Raw genomic sequence first — 24,938 nt, 5'->3', positions numbered from 1 at the left:
TGCCATATCGTATCCGAAATGGCCCTTTTCCCCCCTCTGAATGTATGGTATTGCAAAAGGAACATATATTCCCTTTTTGTGTCAACCGCGATCAACATGTAGATTTCCACCTAACAAAATAACTATATCTAGATTCCCGCCCCTTAGATCATGAGCTTAGTCGTCTTCTGAACTCCTCTACCTCCTCCGGGTCACCGCTCACGAGAGCCTGCCGCCACGGCGAATTTCCGTGTTTCCGTGCGGAATCAGAAACGATTCTCCCCGGTAGATCCGAAGAATCAGAAGCTGATCGAGAAGCGGCAGCTGGCGGAGCAGTACCATGTGCAGACGCAGGCTGACCACCGTGACCTCGTGGATTGTTCCCTCCGATTCGGCGATAAGCTGCAATCCGCCCGGATTCTCGATCAATGCTCTCAGAACGGTGCGCGCCGCGAATAATGTCGAGAACACCTCAAAGCCCTCTCTGCTGAATTCCAGCTGAAGCTTCGGCTGCTCAATGCGGACCAGCACTCTTCCGTCCGTCAGCTCCTTGGCTCTGCGGGCAAGACGGGCATTGACCTCATCATCCATGTCGGCCAGCACTATAACATCCGCTTCGAAGGCCCCCAAGCTCTCCATCACCGTCTCGTCGAACGATGTCAGCTGATGAAGCGCTGCTTCCCCCTTGAAGGAATGACCACCTACGCCCATATTGGCGGATTGTGTCGTATAAACTTTTCCAACCCTTCCCACATGATATACAAAAAAGAGCAGAGGCATCGACCCCGCTCTTCTGGCTGTTTATAATTAAGATACGGCAGGATGCTCTACCTTATCTTCCTTATCCTCATTATTATGGTTGTTTTTCTTCGACAAAATTTTCCCTGCACCGACAACCACAACGGCTAGTCCGATCGGAAGGATATAATGTCCGCCCGGCACGTGCGTTTCGATAAAGTGGCCCACCGCCTTGTCCGCCAGCATCATCTCCCCTGCCGTATAGCCGAGCAGTGCTGCTCCGCCCCATACGATGATCGGGAATCGGGTCATCAGCTTCATCAGCAGCTGGCTTCCCCAGATGATCAGCGGAATGCTGATGGCCAAACCGATTCCGATCAGCAGGTAATTGCCACCCGCCGCGCCGGCTACAGCCAGCACATTGTCGAGACTCATGACGAAGTCCGCAATGATGATGGTTTTGACCGCTTCGGCAATGCTTCCGCCCGCCTTGAGATGCTCCTCATCTCCGTCGCCCTTCAGCAGCTTAACCGCAATGAAGAGAAGGAGAAGGCCGCCCGCCAGCTGAACGAAAGGAACGGCAAGGAGCCATACGGCTACGAAGGTCAACACTACGCGCAGCGCTATCGCACCGAAGCTTCCCCAGATGACCGCTCTCTTCTGCTGCTCCGCCGGAAGGTTGCGGCAGGCAAGGGCGATGACCACCGCATTATCGCCGCTAAGCACGATATTGATCAAAATAATTTTTAACAGTCCTAGTAAAAACTCGCTTTCCACCTGGTACACTCCCTTATGCCTCAACGTAATAGTATGATTTTAATAGATTAGAGGGGAAAGAACAATTGTTTCTTGTGTATAATGTCCATTTATTCGGCAGAACATGCCCTCTTTATCGAATCCTCTCACTTTCCGCAACAAAAGGCTCGATATGAATATGAACGTAAGAAATGCTGTGCTGCTCGGACATCCGTTTCTCGATATCCTCTGTTATTTCATGGCTTTCGATGACATTCAGCTGATGATCCACTGCGATCGTAACATCAACCAGCTTGTTATTCCCGTGAATTCTTGCTTTGATGTCGATGATTTTCTCTACGCCCGGCGTATCCGTAATCGTTTGTCTGATTGACTTCAACTCTTCGTAATCGAACCCGTCCGTCAAGGCGTGGGAGGCGTCACGGAATATATCCCATGCCGTTTTGCAAATGATCCCCCCGACAATGACCGCCGTGAGCGGGTCAAGCCAAGGCAGGCCGAATTGCGACCCCATGATCCCGACAAACGCGCCGACGCTGACCAGAGCATCCGAGCGATTGTCTTGAGCTGCGGCGATCAGCGCCTGACTATTGATTCTGCGGGCTAACCGAATGTTGTATAAGTACACCAAATAGATGGCCCCTGCGCAAAAAAGGGCGGTCCAAGCAGCAGTAATGTCCGGAGTCTCGATGGACGGACTGCGGAATGTAAGAATGGCCTGATACAGCACCTGCAGACCTACGGCAAACATGATGAACGATGCGACGAGGGCCGCAACCGTCTCCGCCCGAAAATGTCCGTACCGGTGGTTTTTATCGGGCGGCTTCCTTGATATTCGTAACCCGATTAAAACTGCCAGCGATGCGATAATATCCGTTGAGTTATTCAAGCCGTCCGCCGAAAGCGCTTCGGAGCCGGTTGCATAGCCTATGATCAGCTTGATCGCCGAAAGGGCAATGTAAGCAATGATGCTCAGCATGGCGCCCTTCTCACCCAGCTTAATATTGTCGTACGTTTCCTCCAACACCATTCACTCCTATTCCTTCCTCTTCCATGTTTATGTTACTTGATAGGAACCGTGTGGGTCTAGAGAAACAGTTTTGTCTTCGGCACGAAAAGTAAGGTAAGACTAACACTGTTGCGCAAGTCCAACTTTCTAAGTAGGATTTGAAAGACCAAAAAACCGGAGATTTCTCTCCGGCTCTGCAGTGCGATTTACATCGTTCCCCCGCCTTGGCGCACTTCGGGCGGAATTTTCTCGGGACCTTGATTGATATACTGGTAAATAAAGGTGCCCGCTTTCGATTCGTCATAGGCGGGAAGCTCCATGGTTTTCGTCCAAGCCGTCATGACGATTTGGTCCGGCTGGCTCAGGTCGCTGTTGGGCACGCCCAGGATGCCGGCGCCGGCTTTGCGGTATTTCGTAAGCTCCTCAATTCGTTTCACAATATCAGGATTAGCCTGGGGATGAAAATAAATAATAATATCTCCATGCTCCAGGTTGTGAACCAGATTCTCGTAGGGCGGCCTTTCCTTGTACAATCCGAACTTCAGATCATGCGGACTATGAGTGCCCGAGGTCGGAATTTTCATTTCGTACCGAATCGGCGCCTCCGAATGGCCTCCGCCGTAATCTTTATCGTTCACTACTTGAATCTCCGCCTGGTAGTTCAGCTTTTCAATGCTGTATTTGCCGCTGGTGTACTGAATAAGGTTAATTCCAATGAGGACAACCGCAAGGCCAAGCATCGCATGCGAAGCCCTGAGCGCCAGTTTTCTTTTTTTCGTCAGCTCCGCCTTCTGTGCCTTCTTCAGTTGGCTTGTATTCCGGTGATGCAGCTTATTCGAGAACCAATAACCGGCTACGGCGGCTGCAAAGAATACGAGCCCGATATACAGCAGTAAGAACGTAGTATCGAATCCTTGGTGCATACCCGCATGTGGGTCCATTCGTATCATCCCTTCGATTCGCAATTCGCGGTGTAACAACTCAGGTTACATGTAACTATAATAGTTACAACTAGTTCGGCTGTCAACCCTCAACACCCAAGTGGTAAAAAACACCATGCGCTTATTACCGAAGATTTCGTGGGTATGCTAGGGGCCACACAGGACCTCAAAGACGACCTGTCGGCTCCCCAAGGTAACTACTTTTACTGTGTAGGAACTCGTTCCTTTTCTTTTGCTTTTCCCTCACCCAGCAGCTTGGCCGCGGCCGCACCTGCGACTAAAGACCATACCGCTGCCGAGACGCCAAGGAAGGAAACGTTGGATATCGCGACGATAAAGGAGAACAAGACGGAATAACGATAAGACGCGTCCGAGAAGGAGCTCTGCAAGCTCCCCAGCAGCACGCCTACGAGCGAGAAGCCTGTGATGATGCGAATAAACGACATCGGAAGCGCCTGAATGACGACGCCGAGCTTCCAGGCGAATAACCCGAACAATGCTACCAGCAGTCCGGATACCATTGCCGCCTTATATCGCTTCTCTTTGGGGCCTGCCTCCTCACTGCTGCATAAAGCACTCATCATTCCCCCGATATTGGTGGCGTGTCCTCCAAAGAAGCCGGCAAACGCCGACGTCAGCCCAGTGATAAGAAGCGTCCGATTCACGGGAGCATCGAATCCGTTCTTCTTCAGCGCCGTTAGGGCAACGGCCACATCATTACTTAGGACAAGCACGGCACAAGGAATCGTGACCGATAAGAAGCCTCTCACTGTAAAGCTGGGCATAACAAGCTGCGGCACCACAAACTCCGCGGGGGGCAGCTGGGGCATCTCGTTACTTACCACAAGCCCCAACACAGCGAATACAACCACTCCGAAGATAGGCGGAATCGCTCTGGACACTCTCGGCGCCAGGAAAAAGCCAAGAACGGCCATCCCCCCTACGATCGGCGCCTCCTTCATCGACGGAATAAGCGCTACCGCATAACTCAGGATGAGGCCCGCCAGCATCGCATCCATAAGCTGCTTAGGGATATATTCCAGCACTTTGCCGAACAGCCCCGTTACGCCAAGCAAGGCCAGCAGCACGCCTGCCATGATGAAGCTTCCTGCGAGCTCCGGCCACGGGAACTGAACGGCAGCCGTACTCAAGAAGGCCGCTACCGTAATGGAATGAGCGCCGCCGAACGGGATTCGGTACCGCAGGCTCAGCAGGAAATTCAGCAGACCCCCTATCACATACACTGCGAACATCCAAGAGACCAGCTCCGTCCGGTCAAGCCCCAAATGATGCGAGCTTTGGACGATTAGGATGGCCCCGCCCGTACAGGCTAATAGGGCGGACATCATTCCGGTTACAACGTTCTCTGTCTTCATGGCATACATCCTCTTTCCTTCGAACAAACTTCGTAATCCCGACTTACTTGGGTCCTTACCTATGAACTGAATTGTAGGCTAACCTTCCTCAGGTGTAAACGTCCACTTTGCTTTCGGTTTTCCCGTCCACTTCTGGTATGATAAGAAAAGCTTTTACTTTCTGCTATGTTAATCATAGATATCATGTCAAAACAGACAAACGATGGTGATAAACATGCGAAATCCCGATCGGACCAGTCCCAAGCCCCTGTATCAGCAAATATCGGACGACATTGAAAGAAGCATCATCTACGGCGAATATCCGCCCGGCAGCTTCCTCCCCTCCGAAAGAAAGCTTGCGGAGCAGCTCGGAGTAAACCGAAGCACCGTGGTGCGGGCTTACGAGGAGCTGCGGGCCAAGGGCATCGTGGAAAGCATCACCGGCAGCGGCACAATGGTCAGCAAGATGACGTGGGGGGCCGCACCGAGTCTTGCACCGAATTGGCGCCAATTTGTCGAGGGGGGAACCTTCGCGCCGAACCTCCCCTTTATCCGCAGGGTCCGCGAGGTTTTGTACGAGCGCAAATCCATCATTAACTTTGCCAGCGGCGAGCTGTCGTCCGATTTATTTCCGAATGAAACGATCCGCGAGCTGCTAAAGACCGTGCCGTTTCAGGCCCATCTCGGCTATGACGATCCTTATGGGTATTTGCCCCTGCGGGAAACCCTGGTTTCCTTTTTGGAAAAGCACCTGCATATACGTACCACCGAATCTTCAATTCTCATTACGTCGGGCTCCCAGCAATCGCTTTACCTGATTACGCAGTGCCTGCTGTCCCCGGGGGATGCGGTAGCCGTCGAGGATCCTTCCTACTGTTATTCCCTGCCTATGTTCCAGTCGGCCGGTCTGCGATTATTCCGGCTTCCCGTAACGGAGGATGGCATAGAACCGGAAGACATCCGAAGCTTGTTCCGTCAGCATCGGATTCGTATGCTTTTCCTGAATCCGAATTATCAGAATCCGACGGGCAGCATTCTGCACCCGTCCAAGAGACAAGCACTGCTGCAAATCGCCGCCGAGCTGGGCATCCCGATTGTAGAGGACGATCCGTTCAGCCTGACCTCCTTCGACCACGAGCCGCCTCCTGCGCTTAAATCGATGGACATTCACGGATCGGTGCTGTATGTCGGCTCCTTGTCCAAGGTTGCGGCCTCCGGCCTTCGCATCGGATGGCTGGTTGCTCCCCAGTCGGTGGTGAAACGGCTTGCCGATTCCAAACAGCAAATCGACTTCGGACTAAGTGTCGTTCCGCAATGGCTCGCCAATGAGTTTCTCCGTGCAGGTCATTTCGATGAGCATATCAGAAGCTTGCGCAGCGCTCTATCGCGGAAGCAGTCCGTGATGCTTGACGCTCTGCAGCAGGAGCTGTCCGGTCTTATTCGCTATAATCCCGTCCGGGGCGGTCTCAACCTGTGGTGTCAAATTCTGAGGGACATTGATGATTACAAGCTGCTGGAAGAATCGATAAGAAGAGGGGTCGTCTTTATGCCCGGGACGGTGTATGGCTCGGAGCCGGGACATGTCCGATTCAGCTTCGCACGTCCCTTCGAAGAGGAAATCGTTCCCGGCATTCGGAAATTTGCCGAGGCTCTGCATTCGATTTAAGTTAAAGCGAATTGGATGGGTCAAAAATAGCCAAAGTGGATGGCCATGGACAGGCCAACTTTTGATATAGTAAAGATGTGATTCAAGTTCAGCGAGTAAGGGGGCGACAAAGAGATGCCTTTGTTTGTTTACTACATTTTGTTTGCAACTGTGATGCTGATTGCCGTGTTAGGCACCTTTTATGTAGGCTTTTCCAAAAAGAATAAAGAAGGCAATCCCACATACGATATGAAAACCAAAAGCAACTGGTCCAGACTCTCTTGGATCTATCTGATCATTATTGTTCTGAGCTATGTTGCGTTGGTCGTTTATATCGTCAAAATCAATACGTGAAAAGCAAAAGGCAATCATCCCCTGCATCGCAAGGTGATGACTGCCTTTTCTTATTGACCGGACCAGACGTCCTTCGCATACGTTCCGTTCGACTGAAGCCGCTCCAGCCATTGCTCCGCTGCCGGCCGCTCCGCTCCATGGACAAGCTGATAAGCCTTCAGCAGCTCCTCCTCTACCGACGGAGCCATCGTGCTTCCGTCTCCGCAAACGTAAAGCCGCCCGCCCCCGTCAAGCATACGGATGATCGCCTCGGCATCGTTCGCCATCAGATGCTGAACGTACGTTTTCGACTCGCCTTCCTTTCGGGAAAAGGCCGTATGAAGCGTAACGATGCCGTCTTTTTCATATTGCTCCAGCTCGTCACGGTACAGGTAATCCGCATCGTTCCTGCAGCCGAAATACAGATGGGCTTCACCCAGGGGGGCTCCTTCCCGCTTCATGACGGCGCGAGCCTGCAGAAAGCCCCGGAAAGGCGCCACTCCTGTCCCCGGTCCTACCATAATGATAGGGATCTGCGGGTCTTCCGGGAGCTGGAAGCCGGATTCCGGTGTGCGAACGAAGACGACGAGATCGTCTCCGGCCGTACGCTCGGCCAAGTAATTGGAGGCTACTCCACGGTATTCCCCTTGTCCGCTCCATGCCTCACCACGGACCACGCCAACGGTGACGCTGGCACGCTCTGCGTAGATCCGGGGAGAGCTGGAAATCGAATAGTATCTTGGCTTGAGCGGAGGCAGCATTTCCAGAAACTTCTCAAATGGTATCTCGCACGCTTCGTATTTCTCCACCAGGTCCAGCATCGTCACCCGTCTCTTCAGGATCTGTTCCTCGTATACACCCTCGCCTAACAAAGCTTCCAATTCCCGCTTATGCGGAGGACACACCGTGAATGCGGCCGCCTCACGGATTTGGGCACGTGTCGCTGGTTCTTGAAGCTCTATGCTATGGTTTAGCAGATCATGAAGCGAGACAGGGCGGTCTAGAGGCAGATGAGATGCGCTTACTCCGCTTGCCGTCAGGATCACTTGATCCTTGCCGTCCAAACCAAACCGCCGCAGGATACGCTCGACGTTCTCCCGGCGATTGCTTGGAAAAACTCCAAGATGGTCGCCTTCCTGATACGTTACGCCTTCCGGCAATTGGACCTCCAGATGCCGCGTACTCCGTTCGCTGCCGGGCTGCTGAAGCTCCCGGTTGTCCAATACCGCCGCGTGAACGGCTTCATAGGATTGAGCGAGCGGCGTCTCGGCCATGCCGCTGACAAACTGAAGGTTCAGCGTGCTCCGTTCCTTTTCCGCATTTTCGTTGAGCTTTAGATCAAACGTCTTCATCGCATCGGCCCACATTTGCGCTTTCCAGGCTTCAAACTGCTTTTCGAAATCTCCGCTCGCATCGGCCTCGCCGCGAAGGGAGAACCGGATCGCTCCCAGCTCAGCCAGCTTCTCGTCGATGTAGCGGGGGACTTCTTGATACGTGGCGGCCCAATTGCGGTCCCCGCAGCCGAATACCGAGTAGCGAACGCCTTGGAAATCCTTCGGCTCGGCCTGCTCCAGCCATTGTACGAACTGGCGCGCGTTGCTCGGCGGCTTCCCGTTATAGGACGAGGTAATGATCAGCAAAGCCCCTTCTTTGGGCAAATGGCCGAGCCGTTCATTCAATGCGGCCGCTTCGCTTCGGATCCCGTGCAGACGGGCTACATCCGCCAGCTCTTTGGCGATGCGCTCGGCCGTTCCCATATTGGAGCCGTAAAGGACAAGGAGCGGCCGGTTATCCACTCCAAGGAGGGATGCTCTCTGAGACGGCGACTCGGCCTTGGACGATGGAGCCTCCTCCGCCTTCGCTTCCGCTTCCGGCTTGACAGGATATGCCGAGGCTGCCTTCTGGTCCCGCAATTGCACGCGAATGCTAAAGTCATCCGGCTTTAGCGTCAGCGTCTGTTTGACCTTTAGCTGATAGTTCCTATGGTCAATCAACTGAAATTGCTGGAGGATCATTCCGAGCACAAGCGTAGCTTCGTGAAGCGCGAACTGCATGCCGATACATGCCCGCTGTCCGTTCCCGAAGGGCTTATACGCATGGTTCGGTATGCTTGCCGGATCTTCGAACCTCTCCGGACGGAATTGCTCTGCATCCTCCCCCCATGCTCCCTTATCCCGATGAAGCTGGGGCAGAAGCACGGATACGGCTTCTCCCTTGGCGATCGGGTACTTTCCCCCAATCACCGTATCTTCCTGGGCAACCAGATTAAATTGAGGGGCCGTCGGCCATAGGCGTAACGATTCATTCAGAATCATGCGAATATACTTAAGCTGTAACACCTGCTCATACGTAGGCAGCCCGTCGCCCAGCACTTCATCCACTTCGGCATAAGCCTTTTTCAATACTTCAGGGTGCTTGAGCAGGAAGTACGTTGTGAAGGACAACAGACCGCTCGTCGTTTCATGCCCGGCGATCAAGAAGGTGATCATTTGATAACGAATATTCTCGTCATCCAGCCGCTCTCCGGTTTCGGGGTCCTTCGCACTCAGCATCCGGGAGAGCAGGTCGGTTTCCCCTTGATCTCCGCTTGCTTTGCGGTCGGAGATAATTTTATCTACCAGCGCGAACATGGATTGAATATCGTTCTCGTATTGGCGTTTCGTCTTCACCATCAGCTTATTTTGAATCGGCAGCCGGTTGTTATAATGCATCGCTTCGTCCAAAGCCCGAACCATGCTGACGATAAAAGGATTCGGCGTTTCCCGGTAATAGCTGTTGAACCGATAGTTAAATCCGCACAGCCCGATCGTATCCAGCGTAAGGCGTGTCATATCCTCGGGCACATCGATGCTTTCGTCCGCGTTCAACCGGGCCCATTTTTGTACGAGCTGCACAGCGATATCAACCATCATGCCATGATACCCTTTCATAGCCTGCTGGCTGAAGGCCGGCATCAAAATCTGATGCGCTTTTTTCCAATTGGGCTCTGTGGTCAGACTGGTAAACAACCCGTCCCCCGCAAAGTCGCGTACCTTTAGGAGGTGACCGATCCCTTTGTCAAACCGGGATTCATCGCACGCATCGGCCACCAAATCAGGACCGGAAATAATAATGACCGATCTTCCGAATACCTCGAATCGAAAAATCGGACCGTACTCATCCGCAAGCTTACAGAAGGATAACGTGGGCGAGTCCTTATCAATTAACGGCAAATTACCGAGTACACCGTACGTTTTAGGCTGGGGGATCGACGTAACATTTTCCATTAAGCAGGCTCCTCTTCCGCATGTAAATCAGCAATTGCTGTATAAATCCTCTATAGGATTTACTTTCCACCCAGGAAGAATACAAGCAACAGTGAATTCCATGGTAAAAGGGTGCCTGCCCCGGAGCTTTTGCGAGGGCGCTACAATAATGGCGACAACAGACGGGAGACGGCTTCTCTCAGTTTGATCTTGCGGCCGCGAGCCTCATACCGTTCCGTTGTGAGCTCCGAACATACTTGCATATCTCGGACGAACAAATCATACAGCCGCTTGGCAACGTCCGTGTCATAAACGATGGCGTTGATTTCAAAGTTTAATTTGAAGCTGCGATTATCGACATTGGTTGTCCCCACGGAAGCAACGGTTTGGTCGACAATGATGGTTTTGGCGTGCAGGAAGCCCTTCTCGTACAAAAAAATTTTGGCCCCGTAAGGCAGCAATTCGCCGACATTCGACCAGGTAGCCCAGTAGACGAACAGCTGATCGGGCTTGTTAGGGATCATAATTTGAACATCGACACCCGATAACAAAGCAATTTTGCATGCGTCCATAAAGCTTGAATCCGGTATAAAATATGGAGTCTGGATATGTACGCTGTGCTTGGCCGTCGCGATCAGCTTGATATACAGATTCTTGAGATGCTCCGTTTGCGAGTTCGGACCGCTTGCGATAATTTGTACCGGAGAATATCCATGACAGCGCTCCGTACGATTCGCGAACAGCCGTGTTTCTTCCCCGGAGGCCTTCGAAGCCAACCGCCAATCCAGCATAAAGCGCCCTTGAATATGATTCACGGCCTCTCCCTGCACTCGAAAGTGGGTATCCCGCCAATAGCCCATGCCTTGGTCCAATCCCAAATACTCTTCCCCGACATTAAAGCCCCCGATGTACCCGATCTCTCCGTCAATCACACACAATTTGCGGTGGTTTCGGTTATTGATCCGAAAATTAAACAGCCGCAAGAAGGAGGGAAAAAATATCTCCACTTGCCCCCCATGCGAAGTGAGCTCTTGGAAAAAGGAGCGCGGAAGTCGTTTGGAGCCGACCTCGTCATACAGCAGCCTAACCTTGACGCCCTCTTTCGCCTTTTGTATCAATTCATCCCGCAGCTGCTTGCCGAGGGAATCGGGCTGAATGATGTAATATTGCACATGGATTTCCTTCTTCGCCTGCCTTATATCGCGAAACAAGGATTCAAATTTGTCCTTTCCATCGTGAAAAACTTGAATCTCGTTGTCCGTCGTCAGCAAAGCGCTCGAGGACCTCAAATTCATTTTGATTACATCGGAATATTGGCCGATCAAGCTTTCCTTATCGTATTTCAGCTCATCAATGGCGGCCAGCTCCTCAGCAACCTTCGTTTCAAAATATATTTTCTCTTCCCTGGTCAAATCGTAAAAATGCTTATGCTTCAGCTGCCTTCCGATAAATATGTAAAATATAAAGCCAAGCAGCGGGATAAAAAATAAAACCATCAGCCATGCCCAAGTGGAGCCGACATCTCTTCTCTCCATGAACACGACGACTCCCGCCAAAATAATGTTGCTCACCATAATCATCGATATCATGACGGACATCACAGTGATTTCCACGGAACACAACCCCTTCGATTGTTCACTTTCAGGAATCGCACGGCTGAGCCCGTGAATCGCGCTGCCTCAGCCTGAGCTGAATTGTATCATGGAACAGGCATGTCCTGCCATTCATACTATTGTTACCAGCCGATTCGTTTTCCATCTCTGAAAAATTCCCCGTTCGGTCCTTCCGGTCCAATCGTAGCCAACCAAAGGATAGACTCCGCAGCTGCCGTTGGAGTTTTGGGAGCGGATGGTCCCCCCATCTCCGAACTTACCCATCCCGGATCAACCGCATTTATTTTGATATCACCCTTGATTTCTGCAGCTATCAATTGTGTCAATCCATTCAAGGCAAGCTTAGACAATTTATAGGCCCCTGCTCCCTGATATGACATTTCGCTCATCGCCCCATATTCGGAAGAAACATTAATAATCCTGCCATATCCATGTTTTTTCATAAGGGGAAGAAACGAACGGATTACATGGTAAGCGCCGAAGAAATTAGTTGCCATTGTCCGCTCTAGAATGGAAGGTTCCATATCCACTAGCTTTTCATTTCCATCCAAGTACACGCCGGCATTATTAATCAATACGTCTAATCTTCCATACTGCTCATTTACTGTGAGCGCAGCTTGACGGATGCTTTCCGTATCGGATACATCCATCACCACAAACGAAACGTCAAGGCTTGACGCCTTAAGCTTTTGCGCAGCTGCATGCCCTCTTTCCCAATCCCGACTCGCCATAATGACCTTAAATCCATTCATAGCCAATTGTTTGACCAGCTCGTATCCAATCCCCCGATTCCCGCCGGTGACAAGGGCAACTCTCATGTCCTCTGACATCGTAACTCCTCCTCCGCCAAATAAAGAGGCACACCGGTGTAGGTGCGCCCTAATTTTGTACTAAGATAAATGTTATTCATTCCCCATCGTACTGATGTCGATCACAAACCGATACCGGACATCGGAAGCCAGTACGCGCTCCCAAGCTTCATCAATCCGGTTGGCGGAAATAACCTCGATCTCCGGAGTGATGTGGTGCTCAGCGCAAAAGTCAAGCATTTCCTGCGTTTCGCGAATTCCACCGATCATCGACCCGGCAAAAGACCGGCGATGGCCGATAAGAGAAAATACGTTAAGTGACAGCGGCTCCGCCGGCGCACCGACATTGACTAGCGTACCGTCCAGCGCCAGCAGCGAAAGGTAGGCACTAATATCGATCTTGGCGCTTACGGTATTCACGATAAGGTCAAACGTACCAGCAAGTTCTTTAAACGTCTCCGGATCGCTTGTAGCATAATAATGGTCCGCGCCCAGCCGCAAGCCGTCTTCTTTCTTCTTCACTGTTTGTGATAAAACGGTAACCTCCGCCCCCATGGCATGGGCGATCTTCACAGCCATATGTCCAAGCCCGCCAAATCCAACAACAGCTACCCTCTTGCCTGGTGCAGCTCCCCAATGACGCAGCGGGGAATACGTCGTGATGCCGGCACACAGCAATGGAGCGGCGGCGTCAAGCTCAATACCGTCAGGAATCCTTACCACGAAGTCTTCGGTTACCACGATGTGGGTGGAATAACCACCCTGCGTATATTGCCCGTACCTGTCGACCGCTCCGTAGGTGCCTGTCATGCCGCCCAGGCAATACTGCTCCTCACCCTTTTGGCAGTTATCGCACTCTCTGCAGGAATCAACCATGCAGCCTACCCCTACTCGGTCGCCAAAGGCATACTTTGTGACCTCCGGACCAACCTGTGTGACAATTCCGGCGATCTCGTGTCCGGGAACGAGCGGATAGTTGACCGGTCCCCATTCGCCGCGGGTTGTATGGATATCGGAGTGGCAAATACCGGCATATTTAATCTCAATGAGAACATCATGCGGCTCAAGCTCCCTGCGTTCTATCGTGGTTAGCTTAAACGGACCTTCGGGACTGAATGCAGCACGTGCATTAGCAATAATCATACATAACCTCCTGAAATCCATGAATTAGTTGGTAGGCTTCAGCTATCTTAATAAACACTTTATTATTAATCGACATCTGTTTATAATTATAAGTGGAACTGAAATGCTTGCAATGGTTAAAAGAACGCAATTCGTTGTTTATTCAACATATCAATAACAATTGTTCATAATTCAACACAGGAATCAAACATGTTACTTATTCAAGAAGGCTGGGTGAAAATTACGGTGGCAAAAGTAGACCGAAGAATTCTTAAAACACAAGAATCGATGAGAAAAGCTGTCATTGAGCTGATGACTGAAAAAAATTTCGATGACATTACCATTCAGGATATTGCCGACCGGGCAAACATTAACCGCGGAACGATTTACCTTCATTATCAGGACAAATTTGATTTGTTGGATAAACTTATAGAATCACACATTAAAGAATTAGAGGAGATGGGCGATTGGGCATGTAAGCTGAATTGGAGCAATGCTCTTGTGCCTTTTTTTGAATACTTTGAGAAAAATTATTTATTTTTTTCGACCATGTTAGCGAGCAGAGGAGCTCCATCGTTTAGAACTCGGCTGCTTGATTATATTATGGAAGGATTCAAAGGTGAAATTGACAATGAAAGCGAAAGAAATGCTGATTTAAGCGAAGATGTTATGCTGCAATATGCCGGGACTGCTTATGTAGGGGTAATTGAATGGTGGATCAGGAATGGAATGCCCTATCCGCCTCAAGTAATGGCCAAGCAAGTTGGGGCTTTGTTAGAAAGAACTTTATAATCCTGTGTAAATCCTGCGAATTTAACCAGAGCGTTCTGCCTGCTTGTCGGGACGCTCTGGTCTCTATCCCGTCAGCTTTGAATCGAAAGCGGCACCGTCCAATGTCCTTCCTCGATCCATGTCCGATTGCTGAACTCTCGGCCGCGCAGCACGACCTTGTCGGCATAAACCTCAACGAACAATCCCTGCGCAGCGTCCTTCCTTACATGCTGGTAGCTGCTGTCAAGCACTCTGCCGACTGATGAATTTTTAAACCAATGAAACGTTTCCTTAATGTAGTGCTGCGTGTTGTTCGTAAAGTCCTGATGGGTATGCCCGGAGAATACGAAAACGTTCGGATATGACTTCAAAATCTCGCGGAACTGCTTTGCTTTAATCAATGTATGATTACCTCCGTCCTGACCGATTGGAGGCAGCTCTTGGTGGATCATGACAAATACCGGTTTTCCGTCCTTGTTTTCCGCCATCTTGCTCTGGAACCAGTTCATTTGCTCGTCGGAGTACCAGGCACCTTCACCGACTTCCGGTTTCTCCTGAACATACGTCTCCTGCGACAGGAGGATAAAATGCACCCCGTTCAACCTCACGTCATGGTACGGCTTGTCCAGTTTAAATAAGGTTGTGAACGCTTGCCGCGCCATAGCATCCGTCTTGCCGTTCGGGAATGTGTCCATATTCCACACGCCGTTCTTGTCAATCCAGACATGGTAATAATCGTGATTGCCCATATTGGCATATACAGGCGGCAGCTGGTATTGGGACATGATAGATTGATATTCCCTATACTCTGCCGGTGTCGCCGAATCGGTAATGTCTCCGGTAATGAAAATGGCCTGAGCTTTATCTCCGAACGTATTGATGTCATCCAACGCTTTTCTCAGATGTTGGGACTGACTGGAGCTACCCGATGTAATATGCAAGTCGCTGATGATGAAAAAAGAAAGCAGCGGCAGGGCGACGGCTTCCGTCGAGTCTTTAGTCGGCGCCGTTACGGACTCAGCTAAGCTTCCTTCCGTATCAGCCTTGGAGCGGCGGAACATCGTAAATATGGAGATGGTCAGAATGAATGTCCCAACGGCAACGATCAGCCATTTGATGAAATTACGTCTTGTCACTAGGTGATTTCCCCTTAACAAAAGATGTATAAGCAAATTCATTTGTTTAATAAACTGACGTCTATTATTATATAATTAAGAATCGTGCATTCAATGGTTAAAGTAACGTAATTTGTTGATAATTCAACAGAGCGATCGAAATTGTTAATTATAGCCCAGGAAAAAAAATATCGGCAGCCGCGATTCGGCTGCCGATTTTTGCACGTTATTCTCATTCACTTGATATTACCTTTTATTTGCCATACCATATGACATTCGAACCCTACCGTGATTGCCGCTGACGCATGGCCTCGAACAAAATCACCGTAGCCGCCATAGCCGCATTCAACGACTCCGCCCGGCCTTGCATCGGTATAAGCACATGCTGCCCGGTCAACGCGCGCACTTCCTCCGACACGCCCTGCCCTTCGTTACCGATTACAATCCAAGTGGGACCGCGGAAGTCATAATCATAACAGCTCACAGCACCTTGCAGGCTGGTGGTCACGATGCCTACGCCCGTATCCGCCGCCTGGGGCAGCCATTCCGTCAACACTCCCTGGGCAATCGGAAGGTGAAACAAAGATCCCATCGTCGAGCGCACGGTCTTCGGATTGTACAGGTCCACTGTACCCTTTCCAAGCAGCACTCCAGAAGCGCCCACCGCATCGGCACTGCGAATGATCGTGCCTAGATTGCCAGGGTCCTGCACGCCGTCAATCACTACAACCAGCCCGCCGCTGGCAGAAGCCTTCAGCACGTGCTCCGGCTTCCATGGCAGCTTCGGCATGACGGCAAATACCGGCTGCGGAGTCTGGGTGTCCGTGCACTTGGCAAGTACTGATTCGCTGACGCCGACACACTCGATGCGCTGCTCGGCAGCCAGCACCAGCAATGCTCTCAGCTCTTCCGAAGGCCGCTCCCGTTCGGCTGAATACACGACGGTGTACGGCTGAATATCCGAGCGAAGCGCCTCCTGCACAAGATGCAGCCCTTCGATAAGAAAATGCCCTTCCTTATCGCGGCCCTTTTTATCTAACAAGCCCGTCCATTGCTTCACCCGCGGATTCTGCAGGGAGCTGATTTCCATAGTATAAGGTACCTTTATCGAATTCATTCTTCTACTCCGTAAGTGCTTTTTCGAATCGCTGCAGATCCGTATTTTTCCCGACAACTACCAAAACGTCGCCTTGCTTAATCAGATCATCCGCATGAGGTGCAATATTCATCTTTCCGCTTGATTTGATCGCCATGACGTTACATCCGAACCGGGCACGGATGTGCAGATCGCGCAAGCTCTTGCCGTACAACCCTTCCGACGCTTGAATCTCCACGATGCTGTGATCGTCGGAAAGCTCAATATAATCAATGATATTGGGGGAAATGAGGTGATGCGCCACACGCTGTCCCATATCCCTTTCAGGGTAAACGACCTTGTCCGCACCGACTTTAGTCAGAACCTTGCCGTGCAGCTCATTCTGTGCTTTAACAATGACGGTAGGCACGCCGATTTCCTTGAGAATAATGGTGGTGAGTATGCTAGCTTGAATATCTTGCCCGATCGCCACAACAACCACGTCAAAATTCCGAATGCCGAGCGCGCGCATCGCATCTTCATCGGTGGAATCCGCTTGCACGACATGCGTTACCAAGTGGGCGGCTTCCTGCGTCCGCTGGTCCGAGCTGTCAATTGCCAGTACTTCGTATCCCATATCGGCGAGCGATTTGGCAACGCTATGCCCGAATCGTCCCATACCGATCACAGCAAACTGCTTCTTCATAAGCTTCGCCTCCCGATCTCATTATACCAAAGTGCTGGTCATCACGCCAAAATGACAATCATGTGGTAAGCATGAAGCTTGCGTAAGTTGCGCATATTACAAAGTAGAACGGTACAGAATGACGAAATCGGAGGAATCTTTCATGAACCTAAACCTGAGGCAAGCCATTGTTCAACGAGTGCAGGGAAAGAACGACGAAGAGCTGCGCGGCGTTATCGAGGACTCCATCGACGCGCAGGAGCAAGTACTGCCCGGTCTCGGTGTCCTTTTTGAAATTATATGGAAGAACTGCGGTGCAGATGTTCAGAATCAGCTGATTTCCACACTGAAGGACCATGTCAGCACAGCCAAAGTATAATCCATCCATATAAAAAGCCACGCCGCGCGTATAGATTCTTTACGCGAAGCGTGGCTGTTTTACTCTGCTGTTTAATCCAAAATGCCCTTCACCAAGCCGGATGGCATGGCCTTCGGACGCTCGCAGGTGCTTTGCATTTGATAATGCTTGCCTTGGTCGGAAGAATCGTGGAAGCCATGCATGGCCTCCAGAACATGATAAGCAAGTTCTCCATTAGCCCGATTCTGACGACCGCCGCGAATCGCATACGCCATATCGAGCACGCCTAGACCGCGTCCGTTCTCTGCATAACCATGTGACAGAGGGATCTCCATCCACTCCTTGGCGTCATGACGCTTCAGCCGCACCGGACCGCCGAACGTATTCGGATCCGGCACACTGATCGTACCCAGGCTGCCGTAGACCTCGATGCGAGGAAGCTGCGCGCCGCCGAACACATCGAAGGAAGTAATGATCGTTCCGATCGCCCCGCTGTGAAAATCAAGCAAACCCGCCACATGGGTCGGCGTTTCTACCTGAATCGTCTGACCGTACTTCTTCTCGCTTGTAATCGTCCGCTCAGGGAAGCTCACCTTCGTCATCCCGCTCACTTGTCGGATCGGCCCGAGCATGGCGACCAGTGCCGTTAAATAATACGGTCCCATGTCAAACATCGGTCCGCCGCCCTTGGCGTAATAAAACTCCGGATCCGGATGCCAGTGCTCATGGCCGCGGCCCATCATGAACGCTGTGGCCGCCACCGGCGTACCGATCCAGCCGTCCTCGATCAGCTTGATCGAGGTTTGAATGCCGCCGCCCAGGAACGTATCCGGCGCGCTGCCCACGAGCAGCTTCTTCTCAGCTGCCTTAGCCAAAATTTGCTGCCCTTCCTCACGGGTAACGGCTAGCGGCTTTTCCACATATACGTGCTTGCCCGCTTCCAGCGCCTTCAAGCATACCTCTGCGTGCGCCGCCGGAATCGTCAGGTTGATCACGATGTCAATCGCCGGATCTGCAAGCAGTTCCTCTACCGAGCAGGCCTTCACTATGCCGTGCTCCTCAGCCGCGGCCTGAGCACGCTCCAGGCTCAAGTCCGCACAGGCGGCAACCTCCATATCGGGATACGTGCTGCAGTTTTTAAAATAAATGCCGCTGATTTTGCCGCAGCCGACAATTCCGACTCTGATCTTCTCCATGGTTCGCGTCTCCTCCTAGTTGCTGTCGCCCATGCCGGTATATTGGATTCCGGCGGCAACATTTGCTTCTTGAGCCAATCGCTTGCCTTCGGCTGCCCAGAGGAAGCCGCGGCGCATCATTTCCTTGACCTCTGGCATATCGACGATATTCGCCTGATGACCGAGCGAATTATAGTAAACGCGGCCTACACCCCATCGTTTCGTCCATACTACCGGCATATCTACGCTCTTGTTGAGCGAGTGCGGTCCCGGAACCACGGGGAACCGTGTCGTAGCCAATACCTCTACCGCCGGGTCGACGTGGAGGTAGTACTGCTCGGTTTTGACCGTAAAATCCTGCATTCCGTCTACAAGCGGACTGGAGCTGTGCTTGATGTTCACCACATACTCCACGCCGTCGTTACCGGGATGCGCCACCCATTGACCGCCGGTCATGAACTGCCAGTCGACATTATTGCGGAACGAATCGCACATGCCTCCGTGGCAGCCTGCGATACCTACACCGCTCTGAACCGCCTCCGACACATTGGCAACCAGCTGCTTGGTGATTTCACCCATTGTCCATGCCGGAACAATCAGATCGAGCCCCTTCAGCTTCTCCCCGTCCGCGAAGGCCTCCAGCGTATCGGATACCTCGACCTCAAAGCCTTCCTCCGTCAGTACGCTTCTGAAAATTTCCGCAACCTCCTGCGGCTGGTGGCCGAGCCATCCTCCCCATACGATCAAAGCTTTCTTAGCAGCCATGGTTTATTTCGCTCCTTCTCTCGGAATGTGATAGCCTTACAATTCTTCGACCTTAACCCAGCGGCGTTCCGCAATGGAAAGGTCTACCGCCTCCAGCACCTGCTGGCACTTCACACCGTCAACGAAGTTAGGCACCGGCTGGCGGTCTTCCGCCATCGCCTGCATCAGCTCAACCACCTCATGAATGAACGTATGCTCATACCCGATCGTATGTCCTGCCGGCCACCAGGCATCTGCATAAGCATGGGGAGCATCCGTTGCCAGCACGCGCCGGAAGCCCTGAACATCCTCGGCATCGTCGGTGAAGTACACCTGAAGCTCGTTCATTCTTTCGAAGTCGAACTTCACGCTGCCCTTGGAGCCGTTAATTTCGAAGGAATTCGTGCAGCGGTGGCCCGGTGCAAAACGCGTCGCCTCAAAGCTGCCGAGCGCCCCGTTCGCAAACCGGGTCAGGAACAGCGTAGCATCATCAACGGTTACCGGCCCTTTCGGCGCATCGGCGCTTCCTTTGGCGCTGAGTCCCGTCATGGAAGTCGGCAGCGGACGCTCCTTGATAAAGGTCTCGCTCATGCCGATTACCTCGTTCATATCGCCTACCAGGAAGTGCGCCAGGTCGATCAAATGAGCCCCCAGATCGCCGTGAGAGCCGGAGCCCGCCACTTCCTTCTGCAGACGCCAGACGAGAGGGAAGCTCGGATCTACGATCCAGTCCTGGAGAAACCAAGCGCGGAAGTGGTAGATTTGACCCAATCGCCCTTCCTCGATCAGCTTCTTCGCAAGCAGTACAGCCGGAGCGAAACGATAGTTGAATCCGACCATATGCTTCACGCCGGCTTCCTCGGCAGCCTTCAGCATCTCCCGCGAATCGGCCAGCGTAAGAGCCAGCGGCTTCTCGCAGAACAAATGCTTCCCGGCCTTGGCGGCAGCCAGGGCAATTTCCTTATGGGCATCGCTCGGGGCGTTAATATCGATCAGATCGATGTCCTCGCGCTGAACCAGCTCCCGCCAATCCGTCGCATAGCTCTCCCAGCCGAACTGCTCGGCCGCTTGGGCAACGCCCTTCTCATCCCGGCCGCAGATCGCCTTCATGACCGGCTTCGTCACCTTAGGAAAAAACATCGGCAAATCCCGGTAAGCATGGCTGTGCGCCTTGCCCATAAACTTGTAACCGACCATTCCCACGCGTACTTGCTTCATCCTTGCTACTCCTCCTTAAGGTTGGTTATGAGACCGGCAGGACGCGCGCACGACCAGCCGTGTATCCAGCTTGATTTGGATGGTGCCCTGCTCTTCCGTCCCGCTGGAATGGATACGCGAGAGCACCTCTTCCGCAGCGGCGCGGCCCATCTCGTAGAAAGGCACGGCTACCGAGGTTAACGGAGGATCCGTTATGCGTGCCGTATCGGAATCGTCGTAGCCGACGATCGCAAGCTCCTTGCCCCCGGCTACACCGAATTCCCTTAAGCCCTGCATGAGCCCCACAGCCATGCGATCGTTCGAAACGAACACTGCATCGATCCGATCCAGCTGTTTGTAGATCTCTGAAGCTATTTTATAACCGCTGGTCCGGCTGTAATTTCCTTCGTAGTATAAGTGCCCCGGAATATCCGGTTCCCCTTGACTGTTGTTTGAGAACCGGCCGGCCTCCTGCATTGCCTTCAGGTAGCCTTTTCTCCGATCCCGGCTGTTGGAAAACTCGGGCGGGCCGCTAATGAAAGCAATCTCCCGATGACCTTGGTCCAGCAAATGCCGGACGGCCTCATAGCTGCCCTTCACATGATCGGCGTCCACCTCATGAAACCGTTCTCCTTCAAAATGCTGGTTCACCAGGCAGAACGGGTGTCCCGCTTCCTCCAGCTTGCGGAGCTCCTCTCTTTCGCCGGGCGTGTCGGTAGCGCCGAGAATGATGCAGGCGTCGACCTTCTGCGAACGGAAGAGCTGGATGTAATCGCTTTCCTCTCCCGGAGCGCGGAACATCAGCAGCATATCGTAGCCCTTCTCTTTCACTTTCTCTCCAATACCGCTTAACACCTCGGAAAAATAATACGTGGAGAAAATATGTACCTTCGGCACGTATGGAAGCACAATGCCCAAATTTCCGCTTCTTCCCCGGGCGAAGTTCTGAGCGATCGCGTTCGGATGATAATTCAATCTCTTCGCTGCCTCGAGGACGCGCTGCTTCGTCTCCTCCTTCATAGGACCGACATTGTTAAAGACGCGCGACACAGTCGCCTCGGATACTCCCGCGGCATCAGCTACTTCTCTTCGGGTAACGATAGGTTCCACCTCCTTGGGTTGATTCTATGTGATATTTCATGATGACACTTATTAATGTACGCGCGTTCATTATCTCATGAGGCACATGGTCTGTCAATCCGTTTCTTGGAAAATATATGCTTGCTGTCTCCGGCTATTCCGCCAATTAGCGTCCCTCTGTGCCGCTGTTCGTACCCTCCCGCCAGCTGCTCCGCCTGATAACGTCCCCCAGGGACGTTATCATGCCACACTCGCGGTGCCACCCCCCATTTTCCGAGCATTAGCGTCCCTCTGTGCCGCTGTTCGTACCCTCCCGCCAGCTGCTCCGCCTGATAACGTCCCCCAGGGACGTTATCATGCCACACTCGCGGTGCCACCCCCCACTTTCCGACCATTAGCGTCCCTCTGTGCCGCTATTCGCCCCTCCCACTAGCCGCTCTGCCGAATAACGTCCCCCAGGACCGTTATCATGCCACACTCGCGGTGCCCCCCCCATTTTCCGCCAATTAGCGTCCCTCTGTGCCGCTATTCGTACCCTCCCGCCAGCTGCTCCGCCTGATAACGTCCCCCAGGGACGTTATCGACCCGCATCCCCGGCACCGCCCCCAAACTCGCTCCAAAAAAAAGAACGGCTCTACAGCCGTCCATACGCCTTTGCATACCGCACAATGCGCCGAAAGATGCTTTTATCCTTCAGCTTTTTGAAGATAAACGGGTCAGGGCTTGTATTCACCTCAAGAATCCACGGGTGCAGCGTCTTATCCAGCGCCACATCCAGACCGATCTCGCGAAGCCCGGGGTGCTTACTGTGCAGGCGTTTCGCTACGACCAGCCCCAGCTCTCCCAGCCTGCCCGCCAGCTGTCTTCTTCCGTCCGTGGACACATGCCCGCGCAGCAGCCGTCCGACCGCCGTCACCGTGCCACCATTATGAATGTTCGTTACGACCTTCTTCGGAGCGGCCAGACGTCCGACGATGCCCGTCGTCTCCCATTGACGCCTCGGATTTTGCTGCACCATGACCCGAATATCGAAACGTCTGCCGCGATATTTCAGCAGATGAATCCCCTTTTGCACCAAATACTGTCTTCTTCTCGTCAGTTTGCGTATCACGGAATACATCTTGTTATAGCTGCGGAAGCTGCGCACCTTCGTCCCGGTTTGAAAACGATATAGGAAGCCTGCCTCCGCCTCCTCACGTTCCACGCGCATGACACCGATGCCGAAGGTGCCTTTGTTTGGCTTAATATATACCATTTGATAGCTTTCCAGCATGGATAATAGGCTCCGACGCGTCATCCTCCGGGTATCCGGCACGAAGATCCGCGTCCGCGGCGAGGCCAGCAGCAGTTTGGTTTTGATCCACTTGCTGGTCACATGCCTCTTGTTCTTCTGCTTTCTCAACTCATCCACCATCCTTCTGCCTTTAGCCACATTACCGGTTTCCCGTTATTTTATGTGGGCGGTAGGTGAATGGTTATAGGATATCCGCCCATTTCACGAGCTCATCCCATCCTGCATCCGCTCAAACAAAAAAGCCAAGCCCACCGCCATGCCTAAGCATGCTGTGATGAGCTTGACCTCTTACTTCCGCCTTACGGGGCTGTTTCCAAAAACTTAGCGTCAGGACATTTCTCCATCGCCGTCCGCAGCGCATATTCGTTCTCGAAGAGCGCAACGAAGTTCCCCTTCTTATCCGTAACTAGCTGCGAATTGATGCGGAATTTCGAAGGATCCAGCTTGTCGTCGACAATCCAACGGGCGAACTGGTAGGTCATACGCGACAGCTGCACCTCGACTCCATACTCCGCCTTCATCCGGTACTCGAATACCTCGAACTGGAGCTGACCGACGACACCGAGAATCAGATCCTCGAAGCCGATCGTCTTGAACACCTGAATCGTGCCCTCCTCCGTCAGCTGGTCCACACCCTTCTGGAACTGCTTATGCTTCAGCGCGTTCTTCACCGTGACCTTCGAGAACAGCTCCGGCGAGAACGTCGGCAGCTCATCAAATTCCATCGAAACGCCTTGACAGAGCGTATCGCCAATGTTGAAAATTCCCGGATCGAACAATCCGATGATATCCCCCGGATACGCCTCGGCCACAATATCCCGATCCTGAGCCAAAAATTGCTGCGGCTGAGCAAGCTTAATATCCTTGCCCACTCGAACGTGCTTCACGGACATGCCGCGCTCGAACTTGCCCGAGCAGATGCGCAGGAAGGCGATGCGGTCGCGGTGAGCCGGGTTCATATTCGCTTGAATTTTGAAAATATACCCTGAGAACTTCTCATCTAACGGCTCTACCACGCCTGAATTGGTCTTACGCGGCGTCGGTGCGGGCGCCAGCTGCAGGAAGTTCTCCAGGAACGTCTGCACGCCGAAGTTGTTGATGGCCGAGCCGAAAAATACCGGTGTCAGCTCTCCCCGAGCCACCTTCTCGTAGTCGAACTCATCGCCTGCTACATCGAGCAGCTCCAGATCCTGCTTCAGCTGGTCATAGAAAAATTCACCGGCTACCTCTTGCACCACCGGATCGTCATAACCGCTGACCTTCCTCACCTTGATCTCCCGGTGGTCGTCGCCCTGGAACAGCTCCAGCTGTGTCTTCTTGCGGTCATAGACTCCGCACAGCTGCTTGCCCATGCCGATCGGCCAATTCATCGGGTACGAGCGAATGCCCAGCACGTTCTCCAGCTCCTCGAGCAGGTCGAACGGATTTTGCCCCTCCCGGTCGAGCTTGTTAATGAACGTAAAAATCGGAATGCCCCGCTTGCGGCACACCTGGAACAGCTTCTTCGTCTGGGCCTCGACCCCTTTGGCCGAGTCGATCAGCATCACGGCGCTGTCCGCCGCAGTGAGCGTCCGGTACGTATCCTCTGAGAAGTCCTGGTGACCGGGAGTATCGAGAATGTTGACCTTATGTCCTTCATAATCGAACTGCATAACGGAAGAAGTAACCGAGATCCCTCTTTGCTTCTCGATCTCCATCCAGTCGCTCGTCGCGTGCTTGTTGGCCTTGCGGCCCTTGACCGTACCCGCTTCGCGAATCGCGCCTCCGAACAAGAGCAGCTTCTCCGTCAGCGTCGTTTTCCCGGCGTCCGGGTGAGAGATGATCGCGAACGTGCGGCGTTTTAACACTTCATCCTTCAGTTGCTCTGATAAGCCTGTACTCATGATTGTGGTTGATCCT

General features: G+C 52.6%; 24 protein-coding genes. 4 read left to right on the top strand and 20 right to left on the bottom strand.

Annotated elements, in window-relative coordinates; translation table 11 throughout:
* Window positions 1–198: 198 nt before the first annotated feature.
* The 5 genes from RAC89_RS16275 to RAC89_RS16255 all read right to left on the bottom strand — a co-directional run bounded on the left by RAC89_RS16275 (window position 199) and on the right by RAC89_RS16255 (window position 4,799).
* A complete protein-coding gene (locus RAC89_RS16275) occupies window positions 199–690 on the bottom strand; it encodes an NAD-binding protein (protein WP_306614701.1) in 492 nt (163 codons plus the stop codon).
* A gap of 96 nt (window positions 691–786) precedes the next feature.
* Complete coding sequence (locus RAC89_RS16270) at window positions 787–1,494, bottom strand: TerC family protein (protein ID WP_284644385.1); 708 nt, start codon at window positions 1,492–1,494, stop codon at window positions 787–789.
* Between the two features lie 112 nt (window positions 1,495–1,606).
* On the bottom strand, window positions 1,607–2,497 hold the full coding sequence (locus RAC89_RS16265) for a cation diffusion facilitator family transporter (protein WP_306614700.1): 891 nt from the start codon (window positions 2,495–2,497) through the stop codon (window positions 1,607–1,609).
* Between the two features lie 191 nt (window positions 2,498–2,688).
* Window positions 2,689–3,405 (bottom strand): thioredoxin-like domain-containing protein, encoded by a 717-nt coding sequence (locus RAC89_RS16260; RefSeq protein WP_306614699.1) that lies wholly within the window; start codon window positions 3,403–3,405, stop codon window positions 2,689–2,691.
* A 221-nt stretch (window positions 3,406–3,626) separates the two neighbouring features.
* Window positions 3,627–4,799: a benzoate/H(+) symporter BenE family transporter gene (locus RAC89_RS16255; protein WP_306614698.1), complete on the bottom strand. Its 1,173-nt coding sequence runs from the start codon at window positions 4,797–4,799 to the stop codon at window positions 3,627–3,629.
* A gap of 214 nt (window positions 4,800–5,013) precedes the next feature.
* On the opposite strand from RAC89_RS16255, the gene pdxR reads away from it, so the two are divergent.
* Window positions 5,014–6,444 carry a MocR-like pyridoxine biosynthesis transcription factor PdxR gene (gene pdxR, locus RAC89_RS16250; RefSeq protein WP_306614696.1) on the top strand — a complete coding sequence of 477 codons (1,431 nt, stop codon included), beginning with the start codon at window positions 5,014–5,016 and terminating at the stop codon, window positions 6,442–6,444.
* Window positions 6,445–6,558: 114 nt separating this feature from the next.
* Window positions 6,559–6,777, top strand: coding sequence for a hypothetical protein (locus RAC89_RS16245; protein ID WP_284644379.1), 219 nt, complete (start codon window positions 6,559–6,561; stop codon window positions 6,775–6,777).
* A 50-nt stretch (window positions 6,778–6,827) separates the two neighbouring features.
* Here the strand turns inward: RAC89_RS16245 and RAC89_RS16240 are convergent, their stop codons facing one another.
* From RAC89_RS16240 to RAC89_RS16225, 4 genes are all read right to left on the bottom strand, one after another.
* A complete protein-coding gene (locus RAC89_RS16240) occupies window positions 6,828–10,022 on the bottom strand; it encodes a bifunctional cytochrome P450/NADPH--P450 reductase (RefSeq protein ID WP_306614695.1) in 3,195 nt (1,064 codons plus the stop codon).
* Window positions 10,023–10,162: 140 nt separating this feature from the next.
* Window positions 10,163–11,599 carry a cardiolipin synthase gene (gene cls, locus RAC89_RS16235; protein WP_306616109.1) on the bottom strand — a complete coding sequence of 479 codons (1,437 nt, stop codon included), beginning with the start codon at window positions 11,597–11,599 and terminating at the stop codon, window positions 10,163–10,165.
* 137 nt (window positions 11,600–11,736) lie between these two features.
* Window positions 11,737–12,444 (bottom strand): SDR family oxidoreductase, encoded by a 708-nt coding sequence (locus RAC89_RS16230; RefSeq protein ID WP_306614694.1) that lies wholly within the window; start codon window positions 12,442–12,444, stop codon window positions 11,737–11,739.
* Between the two features lie 72 nt (window positions 12,445–12,516).
* Window positions 12,517–13,566: an NAD(P)-dependent alcohol dehydrogenase gene (locus RAC89_RS16225; RefSeq protein ID WP_306614693.1), complete on the bottom strand. Its 1,050-nt coding sequence runs from the start codon at window positions 13,564–13,566 to the stop codon at window positions 12,517–12,519.
* A 225-nt stretch (window positions 13,567–13,791) separates the two neighbouring features.
* Here RAC89_RS16225 and RAC89_RS16220 point away from each other — a divergent pair, with 225 nt between their 5' ends.
* The gene (locus tag RAC89_RS16220) at window positions 13,792–14,337 is read left to right on the top strand and encodes a TetR/AcrR family transcriptional regulator (protein WP_306616108.1); all 546 of its coding nucleotides are present in this window, start codon (window positions 13,792–13,794) and stop codon (window positions 14,335–14,337) included.
* Window positions 14,338–14,408: 71 nt separating this feature from the next.
* On the opposite strand, the gene RAC89_RS16215 is transcribed toward RAC89_RS16220, so the two are convergent.
* From RAC89_RS16215 to RAC89_RS16205, 3 genes are all read right to left on the bottom strand, one after another.
* Window positions 14,409–15,452 carry a metallophosphoesterase family protein gene (locus tag RAC89_RS16215; protein ID WP_306614692.1) on the bottom strand — a complete coding sequence of 348 codons (1,044 nt, stop codon included), beginning with the start codon at window positions 15,450–15,452 and terminating at the stop codon, window positions 14,409–14,411.
* 262 nt (window positions 15,453–15,714) lie between these two features.
* Entirely contained in the window at window positions 15,715–16,548 is an 834-nt protein-coding gene (locus RAC89_RS16210) for a TrmH family RNA methyltransferase (protein ID WP_306614691.1), read from the bottom strand.
* Window positions 16,549–16,552: 4 nt separating this feature from the next.
* Window positions 16,553–17,212 (bottom strand): potassium channel family protein, encoded by a 660-nt coding sequence (locus RAC89_RS16205; protein ID WP_306614690.1) that lies wholly within the window; start codon window positions 17,210–17,212, stop codon window positions 16,553–16,555.
* A 142-nt stretch (window positions 17,213–17,354) separates the two neighbouring features.
* Between RAC89_RS16205 and sspI the strand changes: the two genes are divergently transcribed.
* Complete coding sequence (sspI, locus tag RAC89_RS16200; RefSeq protein WP_284644369.1) at window positions 17,355–17,570, top strand: small acid-soluble spore protein SspI; 216 nt, start codon at window positions 17,355–17,357, stop codon at window positions 17,568–17,570.
* A gap of 71 nt (window positions 17,571–17,641) precedes the next feature.
* Here the strand turns inward: sspI and RAC89_RS16195 are convergent, their stop codons facing one another.
* The 8 genes from RAC89_RS16195 to RAC89_RS16160 form a co-directional block, all read right to left on the bottom strand.
* On the bottom strand, window positions 17,642–18,745 hold the full coding sequence (locus tag RAC89_RS16195) for a Gfo/Idh/MocA family protein (RefSeq protein ID WP_306614688.1): 1,104 nt from the start codon (window positions 18,743–18,745) through the stop codon (window positions 17,642–17,644).
* Window positions 18,746–18,760: 15 nt separating this feature from the next.
* The gene (locus RAC89_RS16190; protein WP_306614687.1) at window positions 18,761–19,489 is read right to left on the bottom strand and encodes a ThuA domain-containing protein; all 729 of its coding nucleotides are present in this window, start codon (window positions 19,487–19,489) and stop codon (window positions 18,761–18,763) included.
* A 36-nt stretch (window positions 19,490–19,525) separates the two neighbouring features.
* Window positions 19,526–20,686 (bottom strand): Gfo/Idh/MocA family protein, encoded by a 1,161-nt coding sequence (locus RAC89_RS16185; protein WP_306614686.1) that lies wholly within the window; start codon window positions 20,684–20,686, stop codon window positions 19,526–19,528.
* 15 nt (window positions 20,687–20,701) lie between these two features.
* Entirely contained in the window at window positions 20,702–21,775 is a 1,074-nt protein-coding gene (locus RAC89_RS16180) for a LacI family DNA-binding transcriptional regulator (protein WP_306614684.1), read from the bottom strand.
* Between the two features lie 65 nt (window positions 21,776–21,840).
* Window positions 21,841–22,140, bottom strand: a complete 300-nt coding sequence (locus RAC89_RS16175) for a hypothetical protein (RefSeq protein ID WP_306614682.1) — start codon at window positions 22,138–22,140, stop codon at window positions 21,841–21,843.
* A gap of 130 nt (window positions 22,141–22,270) precedes the next feature.
* Window positions 22,271–22,393 carry a hypothetical protein gene (locus RAC89_RS16170; protein WP_306614681.1) on the bottom strand — a complete coding sequence of 41 codons (123 nt, stop codon included), beginning with the start codon at window positions 22,391–22,393 and terminating at the stop codon, window positions 22,271–22,273.
* Entirely contained in the window at window positions 22,380–23,156 is a 777-nt protein-coding gene (locus RAC89_RS16165; RefSeq protein WP_306616107.1) for a YheC/YheD family protein, read from the bottom strand. Before RAC89_RS16165 ends, RAC89_RS16170 begins: the two co-directional genes overlap by 14 nt.
* A 182-nt stretch (window positions 23,157–23,338) precedes the next feature.
* Window positions 23,339–24,922, bottom strand: a complete 1,584-nt coding sequence (locus tag RAC89_RS16160) for a peptide chain release factor 3 (RefSeq protein WP_306614679.1) — start codon at window positions 24,920–24,922, stop codon at window positions 23,339–23,341.
* Window positions 24,923–24,938: the final 16 nt, after the last annotated feature.

The organism is Paenibacillus sp. GD4, from assembly GCF_030846225.1.
Lineage (GTDB): Bacteria > Bacillota > Bacilli > Paenibacillales > NBRC-103111 > Paenibacillus_G > Paenibacillus_G silviterrae.
This window is presented reverse-complemented; position numbering and strand designations above follow the sequence as displayed.